The 16,200-nt window shown below is 75.4% G+C and carries 12 protein-coding genes; 7 read left to right on the top strand and 5 right to left on the bottom strand.

Features of this window, described 5'->3' with window-relative positions:
• Nucleotides 1-386: 386 nt before the first annotated feature.
• A complete protein-coding gene (gene bdeA / locus ABD363_RS24075; protein ID WP_486388796.1) occupies nucleotides 387-1,334 on the bottom strand; it encodes a bis(hydroxyethyl) terephthalate hydrolase in 948 nt (315 codons plus the stop codon).
• Between the two features lie 481 nt (nucleotides 1,335-1,815).
• Nucleotides 1,816-3,240: a Fic family protein gene (locus ABD363_RS24070; protein ID WP_344607003.1), complete on the bottom strand. Its 1,425-nt coding sequence runs from the start codon at nucleotides 3,238-3,240 to the stop codon at nucleotides 1,816-1,818.
• An 838-nt stretch (nucleotides 3,241-4,078) separates the two neighbouring features.
• On the opposite strand from ABD363_RS24070, the gene ABD363_RS24065 reads away from it, so the two are divergent.
• Nucleotides 4,079-5,269: a PP2C family protein-serine/threonine phosphatase gene (locus tag ABD363_RS24065; RefSeq protein WP_425578022.1), complete on the top strand. Its 1,191-nt coding sequence runs from the start codon at nucleotides 4,079-4,081 to the stop codon at nucleotides 5,267-5,269.
• A gap of 34 nt (nucleotides 5,270-5,303) precedes the next feature.
• Nucleotides 5,304-5,672: an STAS domain-containing protein gene (locus ABD363_RS24060; RefSeq protein ID WP_344606999.1), complete on the top strand. Its 369-nt coding sequence runs from the start codon at nucleotides 5,304-5,306 to the stop codon at nucleotides 5,670-5,672.
• Between the two features lie 329 nt (nucleotides 5,673-6,001).
• Here the strand turns inward: ABD363_RS24060 and ABD363_RS24055 are convergent, their stop codons facing one another.
• The gene (locus ABD363_RS24055) at nucleotides 6,002-7,399 is read right to left on the bottom strand and encodes a M20/M25/M40 family metallo-hydrolase (RefSeq protein WP_344606997.1); all 1,398 of its coding nucleotides are present in this window, start codon (nucleotides 7,397-7,399) and stop codon (nucleotides 6,002-6,004) included.
• The gene (gene hflX / locus ABD363_RS24050; RefSeq protein ID WP_344606995.1) at nucleotides 7,399-8,604 is read right to left on the bottom strand and encodes a GTPase HflX; all 1,206 of its coding nucleotides are present in this window, start codon (nucleotides 8,602-8,604) and stop codon (nucleotides 7,399-7,401) included. Before hflX ends, ABD363_RS24055 begins: the two co-directional genes overlap by 1 nt.
• A gap of 471 nt (nucleotides 8,605-9,075) precedes the next feature.
• On the opposite strand from hflX, the gene ABD363_RS24045 reads away from it, so the two are divergent.
• The 5 genes from ABD363_RS24045 to ABD363_RS24025 all read left to right on the top strand — a co-directional run bounded on the left by ABD363_RS24045 (nucleotide 9,076) and on the right by ABD363_RS24025 (nucleotide 14,776).
• On the top strand, nucleotides 9,076-10,545 hold the full coding sequence (locus ABD363_RS24045) for a mannitol dehydrogenase family protein (protein ID WP_344606993.1): 1,470 nt from the start codon (nucleotides 9,076-9,078) through the stop codon (nucleotides 10,543-10,545).
• Between the two features lie 13 nt (nucleotides 10,546-10,558).
• A complete protein-coding gene (locus ABD363_RS24040) occupies nucleotides 10,559-11,308 on the top strand; it encodes an HAD family hydrolase (RefSeq protein ID WP_344606991.1) in 750 nt (249 codons plus the stop codon).
• On the top strand, nucleotides 11,305-12,663 hold the full coding sequence (locus tag ABD363_RS24035) for a hypothetical protein (RefSeq protein WP_344606989.1): 1,359 nt from the start codon (nucleotides 11,305-11,307) through the stop codon (nucleotides 12,661-12,663). Before ABD363_RS24040 ends, ABD363_RS24035 begins: the two co-directional genes overlap by 4 nt.
• A complete protein-coding gene (locus ABD363_RS24030) occupies nucleotides 12,650-13,573 on the top strand; it encodes an inositol monophosphatase family protein (RefSeq protein ID WP_344606987.1) in 924 nt (307 codons plus the stop codon). The genes ABD363_RS24035 and ABD363_RS24030 overlap by 14 nt, the downstream gene beginning before the upstream one ends.
• Before the next feature lie 225 nt (nucleotides 13,574-13,798).
• A complete protein-coding gene (locus tag ABD363_RS24025; RefSeq protein ID WP_344606985.1) occupies nucleotides 13,799-14,776 on the top strand; it encodes an SDR family oxidoreductase in 978 nt (325 codons plus the stop codon).
• Between the two features lie 373 nt (nucleotides 14,777-15,149).
• Here ABD363_RS24025 and ABD363_RS24020 read toward each other — a convergent pair whose 3' ends face one another.
• Nucleotides 15,150-15,935, bottom strand: a complete 786-nt coding sequence (locus ABD363_RS24020; protein WP_344606983.1) for a TSUP family transporter — start codon at nucleotides 15,933-15,935, stop codon at nucleotides 15,150-15,152.
• Between the last annotated feature and the right edge of the window lie 265 nt (nucleotides 15,936-16,200).

The raw sequence follows: 16,200 nt of genomic DNA, 5'->3' as shown, positions 1-16,200 counted from the left end.
GGACGTCGCAGTGCGGGGCGCCACGAGTGCGCAAGTCCGGATCGGACGTCCGCTGTTTCCTCGGCCGGGGCGATGTGCGGACCGTACGCCGGAGCGTGTCGCGGAGGACCGCGAGCGGTGGGGGGAAGTCCGTGAGCGAGGGGGAGGCCCGTTTTACGGGCATTGAGCACCGGGGGCCGGCCCGCGGACCGGATGCCGAAGACCGGGAACGAAGTCCGCGGTCTTCGATTGTTCACTCCCGGATGAAAAGGGTGAGGATTCGAGGGGGCCTTTCATTTCCCGGCCCTTCCCCATACACCCTTCCCCATACGCGTGCACGCGGTAGTGCCTTCGGGCCCGCCCCGGTGGAAGAACGGGTCAGAAGGCACGTCCCTATGCCGCGCGCGTCACGAGGTGTGGGGGCAGTTGCCCCGGTATTCCTCGATGGTCAGGCTCGGCTGCGGCAGCGGGCAGAGGAACTGCTCGTAGCGGGTGTCGTTGTCGATGAACCGCTTCAGCCAGGCGATGCTGTACTTCGCGATCGTGGTGTTCGACGTGTTGGGCGTGAAATGGGTGGCGTTGTTCAGCTCCAGATACGCCTTGTCGAGCGAGGAGGGCAGGCTCCGGTAGAAGGGCTCGGAGTGGCTGGACACCGGCGCGATGGAGTCGCGGTCGGCTCCGACGACCAGGGTGGGGGTCTGGATCTCCGGCCACGTCTTGTCCAGGTTCCAGCCGGTCAGGGGGATGGCCGCCTGCAGGGAGGGGCGGCTCTTCGCCGCTTCCAGCGTGCCGCCGCCGCCCATGGAGTGGCCCATCACGCCCAGCCGGGTGGCGTCGACGCGACCGCGGACGCTGCTGCGCTCGGTCAGGTAGTCCAGCGCGGCGAGGAGCTGGCGTCCCCGGCTGGCGGGCTGGTCGGAGGTGGTGAGGGTGTCGATGGTGAAGACGACGAAGCCCTGGGAGGCGAGACGCGGACCGAGCCAGGCGATGGAGGACTGCCGGGCCGTGTAGCCGGGGGAGATCGCTATGGCGCCGAACGTGCCGTCGGCCGTGCTGGTCGGGTAGTAGATCGTGCCGCCGCCGAAGCCGGTGACGGAGAGGGAGGACACCGTCGTCCGGGAGACGGCGTACGGGCCGCTGGCCGCCTCGATGCTCGCCTTCGTGGGGGCCGGGCCCCGCTCGTACGGGTTCTCGGCGGCGCTCGCGCCGGGGCTCAGCACGGTGGTCAGAGCCGCGACGGCGGCGATGCCGGCCAGCCCGGAGGTGAGCAGGCCGTAGCGGTTCCGGCGGTGACGCCGGGGCTTGGCCGTGTCCGGGGATTCGGTGAGAGCGGACCTGCGGAAGAAGTGCTGCACAGCTGCTGTTCCCTTCGCTCTGGCAGGTGGCGACGAATACCGCGGGACCGGAAACACGGACAGCGCCGCGATACCGGGCTGACACGTGTTACCGGGCGGGATGTCGCTCACCGGGATCGAGAATATAAGGCAGCCGGAAGGGCCGAGTCACTTCCTTCGAAGGGTTTGTCGGACGGGGCGGCGGGATTTCTCTCCACAGGGCCGACACAAAGGTTGCGCGGCGGTGAAGTCCCTCGGCCGGATGCGTGGAATGCACCTTTTCGCGCCGGTGTCGGCTCGGACCGGAGAGGCTGAGCGTGTATTGCCGTGTGTTTTGTTTCACAGGAGAAAACGCCCCCGGTGAGCCTTCTCGAGGCGCCCCGCCGGCCGGGCGGCGGCCGGCGGGGCGCGACAGGAGAGGCCTCGGAGCGCCGGGCGAAATGCCTCGTGGCTCGGCTTGCCGGTCCGCGGGTCTCGTCGGTGACCTGTCCTCGTGTTCCGTCTACCCCCTGCATTTGTTGAATGAGCGACCATTTTGGTCGTCATGCGCGGGAGGAAGCGCCGCGGCGAGTTCCGCCCTGCGCCGGGTCTCCGTCAGGTGGACGTCGATGTACCGGGCGAGGGTCAGTGCGTCCTGGGGCTCGTCGGCCCGGAAGGAGACGCGGCGCAGCAGGCCGACCCCGTCGAGCGCGACGCCTTCGCGGGCGAGGACGAAGACGAGGGTGAGGAAGGCGCATCGGGCGTTGCCGTCGTCGAAGGGGTGGAAGAAGCAGACGTCGAGGAAGGCGCGCGCGGCCCGGGCGGTGAGAGGGAGGGGCCGCTCGGCGTCCCGCGCGCTCTCGGCCAGGCAGGCGTCGAGGCGGGCCCGGGTGTCCGGACCGATGCCGTAGCGTTCCCGGCCTGACTTGGCGAACGCCGGCAGGGTGCGGAACGGCGGCGGCTGCGGTGTGCCCAGGACGTGTCGCTGCCAGCGCCGGAGCAGTTCGAAGTCGAGCAGGGCGCCGCGCGCCGCGTCGGCCCGCAGCAGCTCCAGGGCGGCGAGCAGGCCCTGCGCGCGGGCGGGGTCCAGGGCGCCGTCGAAGGTCCGGATGTCTTCCGCCGCGCCGTCGCGCGCCGGGGTCACCGGTCCGTCCCCGCCGCCGTCCGGGGCCTTGTGCCACGGCACGGTCCCGCGCACCGCGAGCCAGCGGCGCAGGTGGTCCGGCGCGGGCCCGGTGGAGCGTGGGCCGTCGTCCGGTCGCAGCGACAGCGCGAGCTGCTCCGCGACGTCGTCGACCAGCACCGGGTCGGGACCGGTCCAGCTCTGAAACCGACCGCCGATCGCCTGCTCGACCAGCTCCTGCGCGAGGTCGGGTGCGACGCCCCAGCGGCTGAGGAACCAGACGAGCACTTGGCGGCAGTGTTCGTACCAGCCGCCGCCGCAGCCGGTCCGGTCGGACACCCGCAGGATCAGCTGCCGGGCGGCGCGCTCCCACAGGATCCGCTGTTCCTCGACGTCGGCCAGATCCAGTGGGTACGCCTCGAACCACGTGGCGAGACTCTCCAGCCACTCGCGCCACTCGCGCAATGCCGCGACGACACGGGCGAGTGTCTCCTCCGGGGTGGTGATCGAGTCCTGCGGGCAGCACCAGCTCCCGACCGGCCCCCCGTCGAAGTCCCCCTCGTCGTGCGACCAGCGCCAGCCCAGGGTCCAGCGGCCGTAGTGTTCGGCGAGGGCGTGCGCCATGGCGTCGGCCCAGGCTTCGCCCTCGTCCCGGCTCCAGTCGCTCGGTGCCGGGCCGGCGGAGGGGACGGCGGGACGGCTGGGAACTCTCCGGGCGGGACCGAGCGACCGGACCACCCCCGGTGCCGACGCGCTGTCGAAGGGGTGACGTGCGGGGTTCACATCGTCCCAGGCCAGAAAGTGAGGAGACAGCTCAACGATCACCACGCAAGCCTGTCATGTCCACCCGGCCGCTGTTCGAGCGGATTGCCGCGGGACCGGGACGGGGGAGGGGCTCCATGTGACGACCGCGGCGTCCGAAGTGCTCGGAGGCGGCTGCCGCACCTCGGCCCGGATGCCGGCGAACGCCTCGGTCGTCCCGCCCACTTCGCTTCCGCCGGCTCCTTGCCGGTGGCGGGCGGGCGCCGCCCAGCCGGCCGGACCCCTGCCCGGACCGGCCGACGTCCGGACGCACCACGGCGCCGCGCACAGGCGGGGACGGTCACCGTTTTCCCGGGGGCGCCTCGTGGTGTGCGCAGCGAGGAAGCGCGCCGGGCTGTGCGGGAACGACCACGCCGCGGGCTGCGTCGCGCGGAGTGCGGGGGAAGGGGGCGGCGCCCCGGGCCTCGTCCCCAGCCCGCGGGGACGACCGGCCGGCTCCCCGTGGAGCACCACGCCGCACAGGCGACCACCCCGCGCGGCCACGGCTTTCGCGCGCGGCCCGGCGGCAGGGGCTCCGGCCGGGCCGCACACCTCTTCCCGCCGTGACAGACTGTTGCGAGCAAGGGCAGAAGAGCTGCGTTCCGCTTGGTCCTGCCGACGACCGCCGGGCGTACGGCAGTGGGGATGCCGAAGCCGGCGGCTCGTTCCCCGCGCCGCCCGGCCACCGCCGCGACGCGTGTGCCGCGCGGGGGCGGGTACGTGCGGCAGAGGCCGGAAGGGAGCCCCGCCGTGGCCGGTCCACTCGCGAGGCGTGCCACCGTGCCGGAGCCCGGCGGCCTGCCGGGGAACCGCCCGGGGAAGGAGGCGGGGCGTGGCTGAGAGGGTGGCGGCGGCGGCGCTGATGCGGCTGGTGCAGGCCAGCCACATCGCCACGCTCGAGCAGCTTCCCCAGATGATCGCCGATCACGCCGCCGAGGCCGGGATGCACGACACGGCCGTCTTCGTCGTGGACATCCGGGAGACGGTGCTGCGCCAGCTCACCGGCAAGGGACTGGGCGCCGGGGACGGCGGTCAGGAGTTCACCGTCTCGGGCAGCCTGCCCGGCCAGGCCTATCAGCGCGTGAATCTGCTCGCCGAACCGGTCAGGACAGGCGCGGACCCGGGGCGGCGACGGTGGTGGGTGCCGATCACCGACGGAGTGGAGCGCCTGGGGGTCCTGCGGGCCGACACCGACACCGACGACGAACCGATCCGCCAGGCCCTGCGCGACCTGGCGTCGATGACGGCCCTGCTCCTTCTGAGCAAGCGTTCCTTCAGCGACTCCTACGCGCGCCTGGTGCGCACCGAGCCGATGAACGTGGCCGCGGAGATGCAGTGGAACCTCACCCCGCCGCCCGCCTACGCCGGGCACGACGCCACCGTGGGCGCGGTGATGGAGCCCGCCTACCAGATCGGCGGGGACGCCTTCGACTACGCCGTGGCCGGCGATGTCCTGCATCTGAGCGTCTTCGACGCCATGGGCCACGACACCACCGCCGGGATCACCGCCAACGTCGCCGTGGCCGCCTGCCGCAACGCCCGCCGCCAGGGCGCCTCGCTGACCGAGATCAGCCGGCGGGTGGAGGAGACCTTGAACGAGCAGTTCGGCACCAGCCGCTACGTCACCGGGCTGCTGGCCGACCTGGACCTGACCACCGGCCGGCTGACGTGGATCAACCGCGGCCACCACCTGCCGATCCTGCTGCGCGGCAACCGGTGGACCACCGAACTGCCCTGCTCCCCGGCCGGTCCCATGGGCGCCGACCTCGGCCTGCCGGTGGCCGAGTGCGTCGAGCAGATGGAGCCCGGCGACCGCCTGCTGCTGTACACCGACGGCATCGTGGAGGCCCGCGACGCGGCGGGCGAGGAGTTCGGCCGGGAGCGGTTCATCGAGTTCGTCCTGCGCCACCACTCCGGCCGGCACACGCTGCACGAAACCCTGCGCCGGCTCATGGCCGCCGTGCTGGACCACCACGGCGGCACACTCGACGACGACGCCACCGTCCTGCTCGTCGAGTGGCGCGGCGGCCATCAGGAGGAGCTGAACCCGTGAGGCCGAAGCCCGCGGCGCGTGGACAGGAGCGGCGATGAGCACCGACCGGCCCGCCTCCCGCGGCCGGCGCGCCGCCCTGGACGTGGACGTCCGCGCTCTGGCCGCCGGCCGCCACCTGGTGACCGTCGCGGGCGACCTCGACCTGCGGACCGCCCCGCGGCTGGCCCACGCCCTGCAGCCGCTCCTGCGCACCGGCGGCCGGACGGTCCTCGCCGACCTGTCCGGCGTCACGTTCCTCGACTCCACCGGCCTGACCTGCCTGATCGCCGCCTACCGCACGGCCAGGAAAACGGGCGCCCGCCTCGCCCTGATCGCCCCCAGCCCACCGGTGCGGAACATGCTGGCACTGACCGGGGTGGACCAGGTCCTGCCCAGCTATCCCACCCCGGACGCCGCCGGGTGACCGGACGGTCCTGCCGCCGCTGCTCGTCCGCCGCGCTCCGGGGGCGCGTCCGGGGCGAAGAGCTCCCGCCGACGATGCGGAGGACCCCGGACCGGCTCCGGGCCCGTCCGCAGCCGGACGGCCCGCGGTCCGCGTCACCGCCGGCGCCGGAACCCCCGCGGCGCCCTTGCCGGGGGACACGGGGATCCGGCACGGCCCCCTCCGCGCGTCCGCCCGGCGGCACGCTCCACCCGGGGCGGCCCCGGGTCCGCCGCCGTGACCGAGGCGCACGGGCGCCGGGGCGGGAGGGCGGCCCGCCCGGCACGCGCCGGCGGGAGCGTGCGCGCCGCTCAGGCGCGCAGGCGGCCGGGAAGGCCCTCGAGCAGGTAGGCGAGGGTCTCGGCGCCTTGGAGCAGCGCCAGGACCTCGGCCTTCTCGTCGGAGTCGTGCCAGTGGTCCTCGGGCAGGCCGGTGCCGTAGAACAGCACGGGGGCGTCGAGGGTCTCGGCGAGGAGGGCGGCGGGGGTCCCGCCGCCGTTGCGGATGCGCAGCGCCGGGCGTTGCAGGGTCCGGCTCATGGCGTCCTCCAGCGCCGACAGCGCCGGGGCGTCGGGCGGGGTGACGTAGGGGTCCTGGTTGGTGGTGGAGGTGGTCAGCTCGTGCTCGAAGCCGTCCCTGATCTGCTCGGCGATCCAGTGCCGCAGTTGCTTCATGACGTTCTCGGCGCTCTGGTCGGGCACCAGGCGCAGGGCGAGGTCGGCGGAGGCGACCGCCGGGACGACGGCGCGGGCCGGATCGTCCGGGTCGCCGCCGAGCAGGGTGACGACCTCCGCCGCGGGCCGGGTCCACACGCGTTCCAGCACGCTGTAGCCGGTCTCGCCCTGCACGCTGCGGCTGCGGGTGCGCTCCACCCAGTCGTCGGCGTCGAAGGGGATCGCGGCCATGCCGCGGCGCTCCTGCTCGGACGGTTCCACGACCGGGTCGTAGAAGCCGGGCAGGGTGATCCGGCCCTGGTCGTCGTGGAGCCGGCCGACGATGCGGCAGACCTCGGTCAGCGGGTTGGGGGCGGCGCCGGCGACGACGCCGCTGTGGATGTCCCTGCGCGGTCCGCGCACCTCCAGGTGGGCGTTGACCGAGCCGCGCACACCGGTGCAGACCGCGGCTTCCTCCAGCGACCACAGCATGGTGTCCGACACGACGACCACGTCGGCCGCCAGCCGGCCGGCGTTGCGGCGCACCAGCTCGGCCAGGTGCGGCGAACCGGTCTCCTCCTCCCCCTCGATCAGGTACTTCAGCGTGACCGCGGGGGCGCTGCGGCCGGTGGCCTCCAGGTGGGCGCGTAGGGCCCAGACGTGCGCCAGCACCTGCCCCTTGGCGTCCGAGGCGCCGCGTCCGTACATCCGCCCCTGGCGCAGGGCCGGCTCGAAGGGGGCCACCTCCTGCCACTCCTGGTCCTTGACGGCGCGGACGTCGTGATGGCTGTAGACCAGGACCGTCGGGGCGTCGGGGTCCTCGGCCGGCCAGCGGGCGAACACGGTCTGCAGGCCGTCGGTGTCCCACTCCTCCACCTCGGGGAAGCCCGTCTCCCGCAGGTGGGCGATGAGCCAGCGCGCCGACCGCATCACGTCCCGCTCGTGGGCGGGGTCGGCGGACACGGACGGGATGCGCACCCAGGCCGCCAGGTCGTCCAGCAGCGTGTCGATGCAGCCGTGCAGATAGTCGTGGACGGCGGATTCGGGCTGCCGCATCACGAGATCCTTCCCCGGTCGGCGGGCGCGGCGGACGGGAGCAGGGCCCGTACGCGTTCGCGCAGGACCTCCCGGAGGCCGTCCAGCCCCTGGCCCGTGCGGGCGGACACGACGACCGCGTCCGGGTGAAGCCGGCGCAGCACGGCCACGGCCTCGGGCTCCGCGAGGTCCGCCTTGTTCAGCACCAGCAGTTCCGGCACGCCGTCGGCGCCGATGTCGCGCAGCACCCTGCGGACGGTGGCGATGTGCTCGGTGGCCTCCGGCGAGGAGGCGTCGACCACGTGCAGGGCCAGGTCCGCCTGGGTGACCTCCTCCAGCGTCGAGCGGAAGGCGTCGACCAGCTGGTGGGGGAGGCGGCGGACGAAGCCGACGGTGTCGGTGAGGGTGTACGTCAGCCCGTCGCGGGTGCGGACCTGGCGCACGAGCGGGTCGAGGGTGGCGAACAGGACGTCGGCGACCTCGGCGTCCGCGCCCGCCAGCCGGTTCAGCAGCGCCGACTTGCCGGCGTTGGTGTAGCCGGTGATCGCCACGGACGGGACCCGGTCACGGGCCCGGCGCCGGCGCGTCACCTCCCGCCGGCGGGCGGTGCGCCGCACCTGCTCGCGCAGGGTCCGCATACGGCGGCGCAGATGGCGGCGCTGGATCTCCAGCCGCATCTCGCCGCGGCCGCGCACACCCATGCCCGCGCCGCCGGCCACCCGGCCGCCGCCGATGCGGGACATCTCGCGGCCGTGGCCGCGCAGCCGCGGCAGCTCGTAGGCGAGCTGGGCCAGCTCCACCTGCGCCTTGCCCTCGAAGCTGCGGGCGTGTTCGGCGAAGATGTCCAGGATCAGCCCGGTGCGGTCCACCACCCGCACCCCGAGGCCGTCCTCCAGGCCGCGCACCTGCGCCGGGGTCAGCTCACCGTCGGCGATCACCAGATCGGCGTGGTCGGCCTCGACCCGTTCGGCGAGTTCCCGGACCTTGCCCGAGCCGAGGTAGGTGGCCGGGTCCGGGCGGTCGCGCACCTGCACCATCCGGTCCGCCACGTCGATGCCGTCGGTCGCGGCCAGGCGCTCCAGCTCGTCCAGGGAGTCGGCCCCGGCGGGGGCGGAGCCGTCGCGGTCGGCGAGCCCGAGCAGGATCGCCCGCCACTGCCGCCGTCCCGCGTCGTCCGCGCGGGTCGCCGTTCCCGGATGGGCGCCTGTCAGCCATGTGCCTGGCATGATCGTCTCCGCTCCCGCCGAAGGTCGTGGACTCCGGGCCGGCGTTCGGCGCCCGGCACGGGGCCGGGTCCTTGTTCCGGAAGGGTTCCGCGCGGCCGGAGGACGACGGATCTCCCGAGTACCCCTCGGCGGCCGCGCACACCTCGGTGCCGAAGCGGAATTCTCCGCCGGCCGCCGCCCGCGCCGACGCGTCGTCGCCGGGGCGGGGCCGGCCGGCGCGACACCAGCAGAATGGTGCATATCGGACATGAGTGCTGTTTCGGTCGTCGGTGTGGCGGTACTCCGACAGAGCCTCCGTCACCCGGGCGGTGACCCTGGTCCGTCCCGACCGGCCCGCCGCGGAGTCGACAACCTCCTGCCACGCCCCCGGCGCCCGCCGGACGGGCGGCCACCCGGGACCCGTCCCGCGGACGGGCACCGGCCGGCGCGGTCACATCGGTGGCGGAGCGCCGAGCACCACAGAGGATCGCCATGTCAGAGTCACCCCCGCCCGTCCCGGCGCTGAACGACCGCAGTCTCGTCGCTTCGCGCAGCAGCCAGTTGGAGACGCCCGGCTACGACCGGGCCCGGCTCGAGCCGGCCGTCGTGCACTTCGGGGTCGGTGGTTTCCACCGCGCCCACCAGGCGGTCTACTTCGACCAGCTCGCGGAACTGGGCTTCACCCGGTGGGGGATGATCGGGGTCGGCATACGACGGCCCGAGATGGGCCAGGTCCTCGACGCGCAGGACAACCTCTTCACCGTCGTCCAGCGCGGCAACGACGACAGCGCGGCCAAGGTCATCGGGAGCATGGTCGAGTACCTCCTGCTGACCGACCACCGGGAGGCGGTGAGAACGCGCCTGGCCGATCCCCGCATACGGCTGGTGACGCTGACGATCACCGCCGACGGCTACACCCTCTCCGACGACCCCGGGCAGGCCCGAGACTCGGTGTTCGGCCTCGTCGTCGACGGCCTGGACCGGCGCCGCCGCGCCCACCAGGCCCCGTTCACCGTCCTGTCGTGCGACAACCTGCCCGACAGCGCCGCCGCCGCACGCGAGGCGGTCATGGCCCTGGCCGCCCGGCGCGACCCCGCACTGGCCCGGTGGATCGAGGAGCGGGTCTCCTTCCCCGGCAGCATGGTCGACCGCATCACCCCGGCGACCACCCCGGGGGACCGGGACGAGGTCGAGGAGGACTTCCGGGTGGGCGACCGCTGGCCGGTGATCACCGAACCGTTCACCCAGTGGGTGATCGAGGACGACTTCTGCAACGACCGGCCTCCCCTGGACCGGGTCGGCGCGCTGTTCGTGGACGACGTCGCGCCGTACAAGCTCATCAAGAGCCGGCTCCTCAACGGTGTCCACTGCGCCCTGGGGTACGTCGGGTGCCTGGCCGGTCACCGCAGCACCGACCAGGCCATGGCGGACCCGGCCGTGGCCGGTTTCGTCCAGCGGCTGATGCGCGAGGAGATCGCCCCCCTGCTGCCCGCGGACGTCCCCGGCATGGATCTCGGCACCTACTGCGACACCGTGCTGGAGCGCCTGCGCAATGCCAGCATCGGGGACCGGCTGGCCAGACTGTGCCGCCGGGGCTCGACCAAGGTGCCCGACTACCTGCTGCCCTCGCTGCACGCCGCGCACGCCCAGGACCGGCCCCGCACGCTGCTGGCCTTCGCCGTCGCCGCCTGGATGCGCTACCTGCGCGCGGTGGACCTGGACGGCGCCCCGATCGACGTGCAGGACGCCCGGGCGGAGGAACTCCGGGAGGCGGCCCTGCGGGGCGGCGACGACCCGGGACCCCTGCTGGCCGTCACCGACGTGTTCGGCGATCTGGCCGACGACGCCGTGAGCGTGGCCGTCATCCGCCGGTCCCTCGCCGAGGCGTTCGACAGCCGCGAGCGTCTGCGGTCCGCGCTGGCCACCCCGGCACGACCCGCCGGGCGGCCCGTCACCTCTTGACCACAGGAGACCCATGAGCATTCCGGACCTCACCCGCATCACGACACTGCTGCTCGACGCGGACGGCACCCTGTTCCCCTCGGAGGAACCCGCGTTCGTCGCCTCCGCGGTGGTCACCCGGGACTTCGCCCGCCGCTTCGGCCTGACGGGAGACTTCTCCGCCGACCACCTGCGGCGCACCACCACGGGCCGGAACTTCCGCACCACCGCCCAGGAGCTCGCCGAGGGCCAGGGCGTCCGCCTGGACGCCGACCAGCTGGAGGCGTGGGTGGAACGGGAGAAGACCGAGGTGACGGCCTACCTGGGACAGGTGCTCAGGCCCCGGCCCGAGGTCGTGGCGGCCCTGTCGGCGCTGCGCCGCCGCTACCGGCTGGCCGTGGTGAGTTCCAGCGCTCTGACGCGGCTCGCCGCGTGCTTCACCGCGAGCGGCCTGGACGGCCTGCTGCCGGCGGAGCGCCGTTTCAGCGCGGAGGACAGCCTGCCGGTACCGACCAGCAAGCCGGACCCGGCCGTCTACCGGTTCGCTCTGGCCAGGCTCGGCGCCGCCCCGCACCAGGCGCTCGCCCTGGAGGACTCCGCCACCGGAGCGGCGTCCGCGGTGGCGGCGGGCATCGCCACCGCCGGCCTCGTGCAGTTCGTCCCGGCCGGCGAACGGGCCGAGCGGGCCGAGCGGCTGCGACAGGCCGGGGCCGCCTGGGTACGGCACAGCTGGGAGGAGTTCGCCGCGGACCTCGCCGACGACACGGCCCGGGTGGGCACGTGACCGGCAGAGCGCGGGCCCGCGGCTCCACGGTGCCCCGGCACGCGGCACGGCTGCGGCAGCCCGGTCGGCGGGACCCCGTGCCCACGCGCGTCGACGGCAACGGGTCCGCCGTGCCGCCGCCCGCGGCCCGCCCCCGCTCCCTGCTCGGATACCTGGTGATGCCGCGGCCCAAGGACATGGTCAAGGGGCTGCTGATGCCCTTCACCTTCGCCCTGGCCGTGAGCGCGGGCGCGGACGCGACGGGGCGGACGGTGGTGCGGGCCCTGATCGTCTGGGCGGCCCTGGAACTGCTCGTCTACCCCGCCCGCTACCAGTGGAACGACATCCGCGGGTTCGTCGCCGACCAGCAGCACCCCGCCCGGCGGGACCGCGGCCGGCTGCCGGGACCGATGGACCGGGCACGGGCGCACGTCACCGCCAGCTGCGCCGTCGCGACGGCGCGCCTGGCGGTCACCGCGACCCTGGCCCTGGCGCTGCCGGGCCTGCGCCTCACCGGGGTGCTCACGGCGGTGACCGCGGCGGTCTTCGGCGTGGCCGTCGTCTACGAGGCCCTGCGCGCGCGGGGCACGGGCCGCACCGGAGCGTTCCCGCCTCCCCTGCGGCCCGCCCTGGTCGCCCTGTGGGTCGTCGTGGGCGCCGGCTACGTCGTGCGCGGCATGACCGGACTGGCACTCGCCGTCGACCTGGGCCGGCGCCCGGCCCTGGCGGTCGCGGCCGCCGTGACGCTGTGGGCGTTCGGGATCGCGTTCGTCACCAGCCGGTGGGTCCTGGAGAGCCTGGCGTTCGCGACCTCGCACCACGGCCGGCTGACCTGGACCACGCGGTCGGGCCAGGCCCGCGAGCACCTCCTGGCGCTGGTGCGCTGGCTGCCCTCCGGCACCGTCCCGGGCACCCCGGCCGGCTGGGCGCCGCTGCGCCGGCGCACCTCGCCGGCCGCCCCGTGGAACGCGGCACTCCTGATCGCGGGCACAGCGGCGGCCCTGACCGGAGCCCTGCTCACCACCGTGCGCGTCCCACCGGGACACGCCCTCGCCACGGCCGCGCTGGGCGCGGTCACGACCGCGGCGGCGGTTTCGTCCCCGAAGCGCCGCCCCGCGGTCGTCGCCGCGGGCGCCGCCCTGCACCTGCTGCTGCCGGCCCTCACCGCGCAGCCGCGCCCCTTGGCGGCCCTGCTGCCGTGGCTGTCGCTGATGGCGGCCTACCTCACCTTCAGCAGCCGCTCCCTCGACACGATCGGCCTGCTGCCCAGGCGCCTGTGCTCCCTGGCGGCGGCCCCGCTCGTCCCCGTGGTCCGCGCGGTGATCGGACGGGACACCTGGGACGCCCTCCGGAAGGACCCCGGTGGACCTCGATGACCTGCTGGGCGTCGCTCGCGACGCCGCTCGGGCGGGCGCCCGCACCGCCGCGTCCTGGCGCGGCCGCGCCCACCGGCTGCTCGTCGAGGAGAAGGCGGGCCCCGACGATCTGGTCAGCCAGGCGGACCGGGACACCGAGCACGCCGTCCGCGCCGTTCTCGCGGCGCACCGGCCGCACGACGCCGTCCTGGGCGAGGAAGGCGGAACCACCGTGGGCCGCGGCGGGGTGCGGTGGATCGTCGACCCGATCGACGGAACCACCAACTACCTCTACGGGCGGCCGGACTGGGCGGTCAGCGTGGCGGCGGCGGACGCGGACCAGGGCCGGCTGCTCGCCGGCGTGGTGATCGAGCCCGCGCTCGGCCTGCTGACCGAGGCCCGGGCCGGCACCCGCACCGCGGCGAACGGCACACCGGCCGCGGCCCTGCGCGGGCACGACCTGACCCGTGCCCTGGTGGAACTCAACCTGGGCCGGCCCGGACAGCGCCCCCGGGCGGGCTCCATGGTGAACGCCCTCCTGCCCCACGTGCGCGACCTGCGCCGCGGGGGCAGCGCGGCGGCCGCCCTCGCCCAGGTCGCCACCGGCCGGGCGGACGCGCTGTGGGCGCCCGGGCTGCAGCCGTGGGACTGCGCCGCGGGTGTCCTGCTGGTCCAGCAGGCCGGCGGGACGGTCGGCGATCTGACCGGCCCGACGCCCGGGACCTGGCCCCGCAGCGGCGACGTCCTGGCGGCCCCGCCGGCCCTGTGGGGGACCCTGCGGGCCCTCCTCGCCCCGGTCTACCCGGGCGGCGGAGCCGCCCGGCCGGACGCCGGTCGCGGCGGGCGGGACGGGGCGGGCACGCGAGGCGGCGGCCTCCCGGCGAGCGGCTCCGCGGGACTTCGGCCGGACTACCGCCCCCACGCGCGATAGACGGGACCCGGGGCCACCGCCTCCCGCATCCGGACGGAGTCCGCCCCCGGAGCGGGCAATCCCTTCCCCGCCGTGCGGGACCACAGGCCCCCCGGCCGCGGACCGTGCCCCGGGCGCGGGGCGCCGGCCCTGTCTGCACCTGCCGGCAACGGGTACTCGCCGCTCGGCCGAGCGGGATCGGCTGCTCGGCCGGAACGGATCCGGAACGGATGAGGAGGCCGCGGTATGCGGGTACGTGACCGTGTGGTGGTGGTGACCGGGGCGTCCAGCGGTATCGGGCGGGCCACGGCCGAGGCATTCGCCCGGAAGGGCTGCGCGGTGGTCCTGGCGGCACGCCGGCCGGAGGCACTCGCGGAGGCGGCGCGGGACTGCGAGAAACACCGGGGCGCCCGGGCTCTCGCCGTACCGACCGACGTCACCGACGCCGCGGCGGTGGAGCGTCTCGCCGAGCAGGCGGTGGAGCGGTTCGGCCGGATCGACGTGTGGGTCAACTCCGCCGCCGTGGCGGCCTTCGGCCCCTTCCTGGAGGTGCCCCTGCGGGACTTCCGCAAAGTCGTCGACGTCAACGTCATGGGGTCCGTCCACGGGGCCCGCGCCGCCCTGCGGGTCATGCGGGAGCAGGGCCACGGCACCCTGATCGACATCTCCTCGATCGTCGGCGTGGTCAGCCAGCCGTACAACCACGCCTACGGCATGTCCAAGCACGCCGTCCGTGCCCTGGGCACCAGCCTGCGCCAGGAACTGCGGCTGGAGGGCGCCAAGGACATCCACGTCTGCTCGGTGCTGCCCGCCACCATCGACACCCCGTTCTTCGAGCACGCGGCCAACTACACCGGGCGCAAGGTGGTGGCCATGCCGCCGGTGTACTCGCCCGAGCGGGTGGCCCGTGCCGTCGTGGACCTGGTGCGGACCCCGCGCCGGGAAGTGGTGGTCGGCCCCGCCGGACGGTCCCTGGTGAGGCAGTCGCGGATGACCCCGGGACTGACCGAGCGCATGATGGGCCGGCAGGTCGACAAGACGCACCTGTCCCGCAAGGAACCGGCCCCGGCGACCGAGGGCAGCCTGCACGTGCCCGCGCCCGGCACCGGAGCGGCACACGGCGGCTGGGGCGGACGCCGCCGCACCGCCCTGCGCAGGCTCGCGACCGCCACTGCCCTGGCGGGCCTCACCGCGGGGGCCCGCCGGCTGATACGCGAGCCGTGACCGCACGGCCGGGACGGGACACGGGCGCCGGTCGAGGGCGCCGGGGCCGGGGAAGCCGGTGACGGTCCCGGCGGGTGGCGGAGGAGGCGACGGCCGTCCCCGCCCGGGGCCCGGACCGTCCGCACGTCCTCGTCGTCGCCGAGGGCCGCGAGCACCGGGCCTTCGGACCCGGGCCCCGCCGGGGCGGCCGGGCCCGGAGCGGGGAACGCCGACCACCCCGCCGTCTCCCGCGCGCCCGGCAGCGTCGAGCCGCCCGGACGGGGCCGCGGCGACCGCCGCCACCGCCGCACCCGCACCACCGGCTCGGACGCGCCCGCGACGTCCGGTGCCCGACGACCGCCCGTCCGGCGACGGCGAGGGCCGGCCGAGCGGGTCAGCGCAGCGCGCCGAGCGCGTAGAGGGCGCCCAGGGCGGCGGCCAGGGTGCCGAGCAGCAGGCGGAGGAAGGTCTCGGGCACGCGCGGCCGGAGGCGGGCTCCGGCGTAGCCGCCGAGGAGACCGCCCAGGCCGCAGGCCAGGCCCAGGAACCAGTCGGGGGCGACGCTGCCGCCGTGGGCCAGGGACAGCAGGACGTAGGCGGAGGCGCCGGCCACCGAGGTGACGAAGGTGGCGGCGAGCGCGGCGGGGGCGACCCGGGAGACGGGGACGCCGCGGCCGACGAGGACGGGACCGAGCAGGGAGCCGCCCCCGATGCCGTAGACGCCGCCCACGACCCCCACCACGAGCGCCAGGCCGGTGACCGTCCGGGGCGCGGGCTCCGGGCGCCGGGCCCGCGCGGGCGCGGGGCGCAGGGTCCGGACGACGAGCCAGGTGCCGAGCGGCAGCAGCAGGGCGGCGACCAGGAGACGGAAGACCTCCGGGCCCGGAAGGGCGAACACGCGGATGACCGCTCCGAGGACCACGCCGGGCAGGGTGCCCAGCACCAGACGGCGCACGAGCGGTCCCCTCAGGGCCCCGTCGCGGCGGTGACGCAGCAGGGCGCCGGGCCCCGCCACCACGTTGTAGAGCAGGTTCGTGGGCGTGACGGCCGGATGGGGCACGGCGAGGACGCTGAGCTGCACGGGGAGCAGGAACACCGCCCCGGACACCCCGACGGGCGCGGTCACCACGGCGGTCAGCATCCCGAGCGCGAGGCCGGCCGCCCCCAGCTCCCACTCCATCCGACACCCCCCGCGTCGCCCCGGCCCGTCCGCTTCGGCCCTCCGCGACAGCGTAGAGCGCCCGCATCCCGCCGCCCGGGGCCGCTCCCCGGCCGCGCGATCGGGTTCGGCGGCGCGCGGCCGGCCCCCGCCGCCGCGGGACGGCCGGCCGTGGCCGGGGAGCGGCGCGTCCGTCCCCGGCCGGCCCGCGGCCACCCCGGTCACCGCGCCGCACCGCCCGCCCCGGTCCGGGCACCCCCCCCCGTCCCCCCGCGGGGGGGGCGGG

The organism is Streptomyces glaucus, assembly GCF_039533365.1.
In the GTDB taxonomy this organism is placed as follows: domain Bacteria; phylum Actinomycetota; class Actinomycetes; order Streptomycetales; family Streptomycetaceae; genus Streptomyces; species Streptomyces glaucus.
The sequence above is the reverse complement of the archived record's forward strand: the minus strand, read 5'-3'. Positions and strand labels throughout refer to the sequence as shown.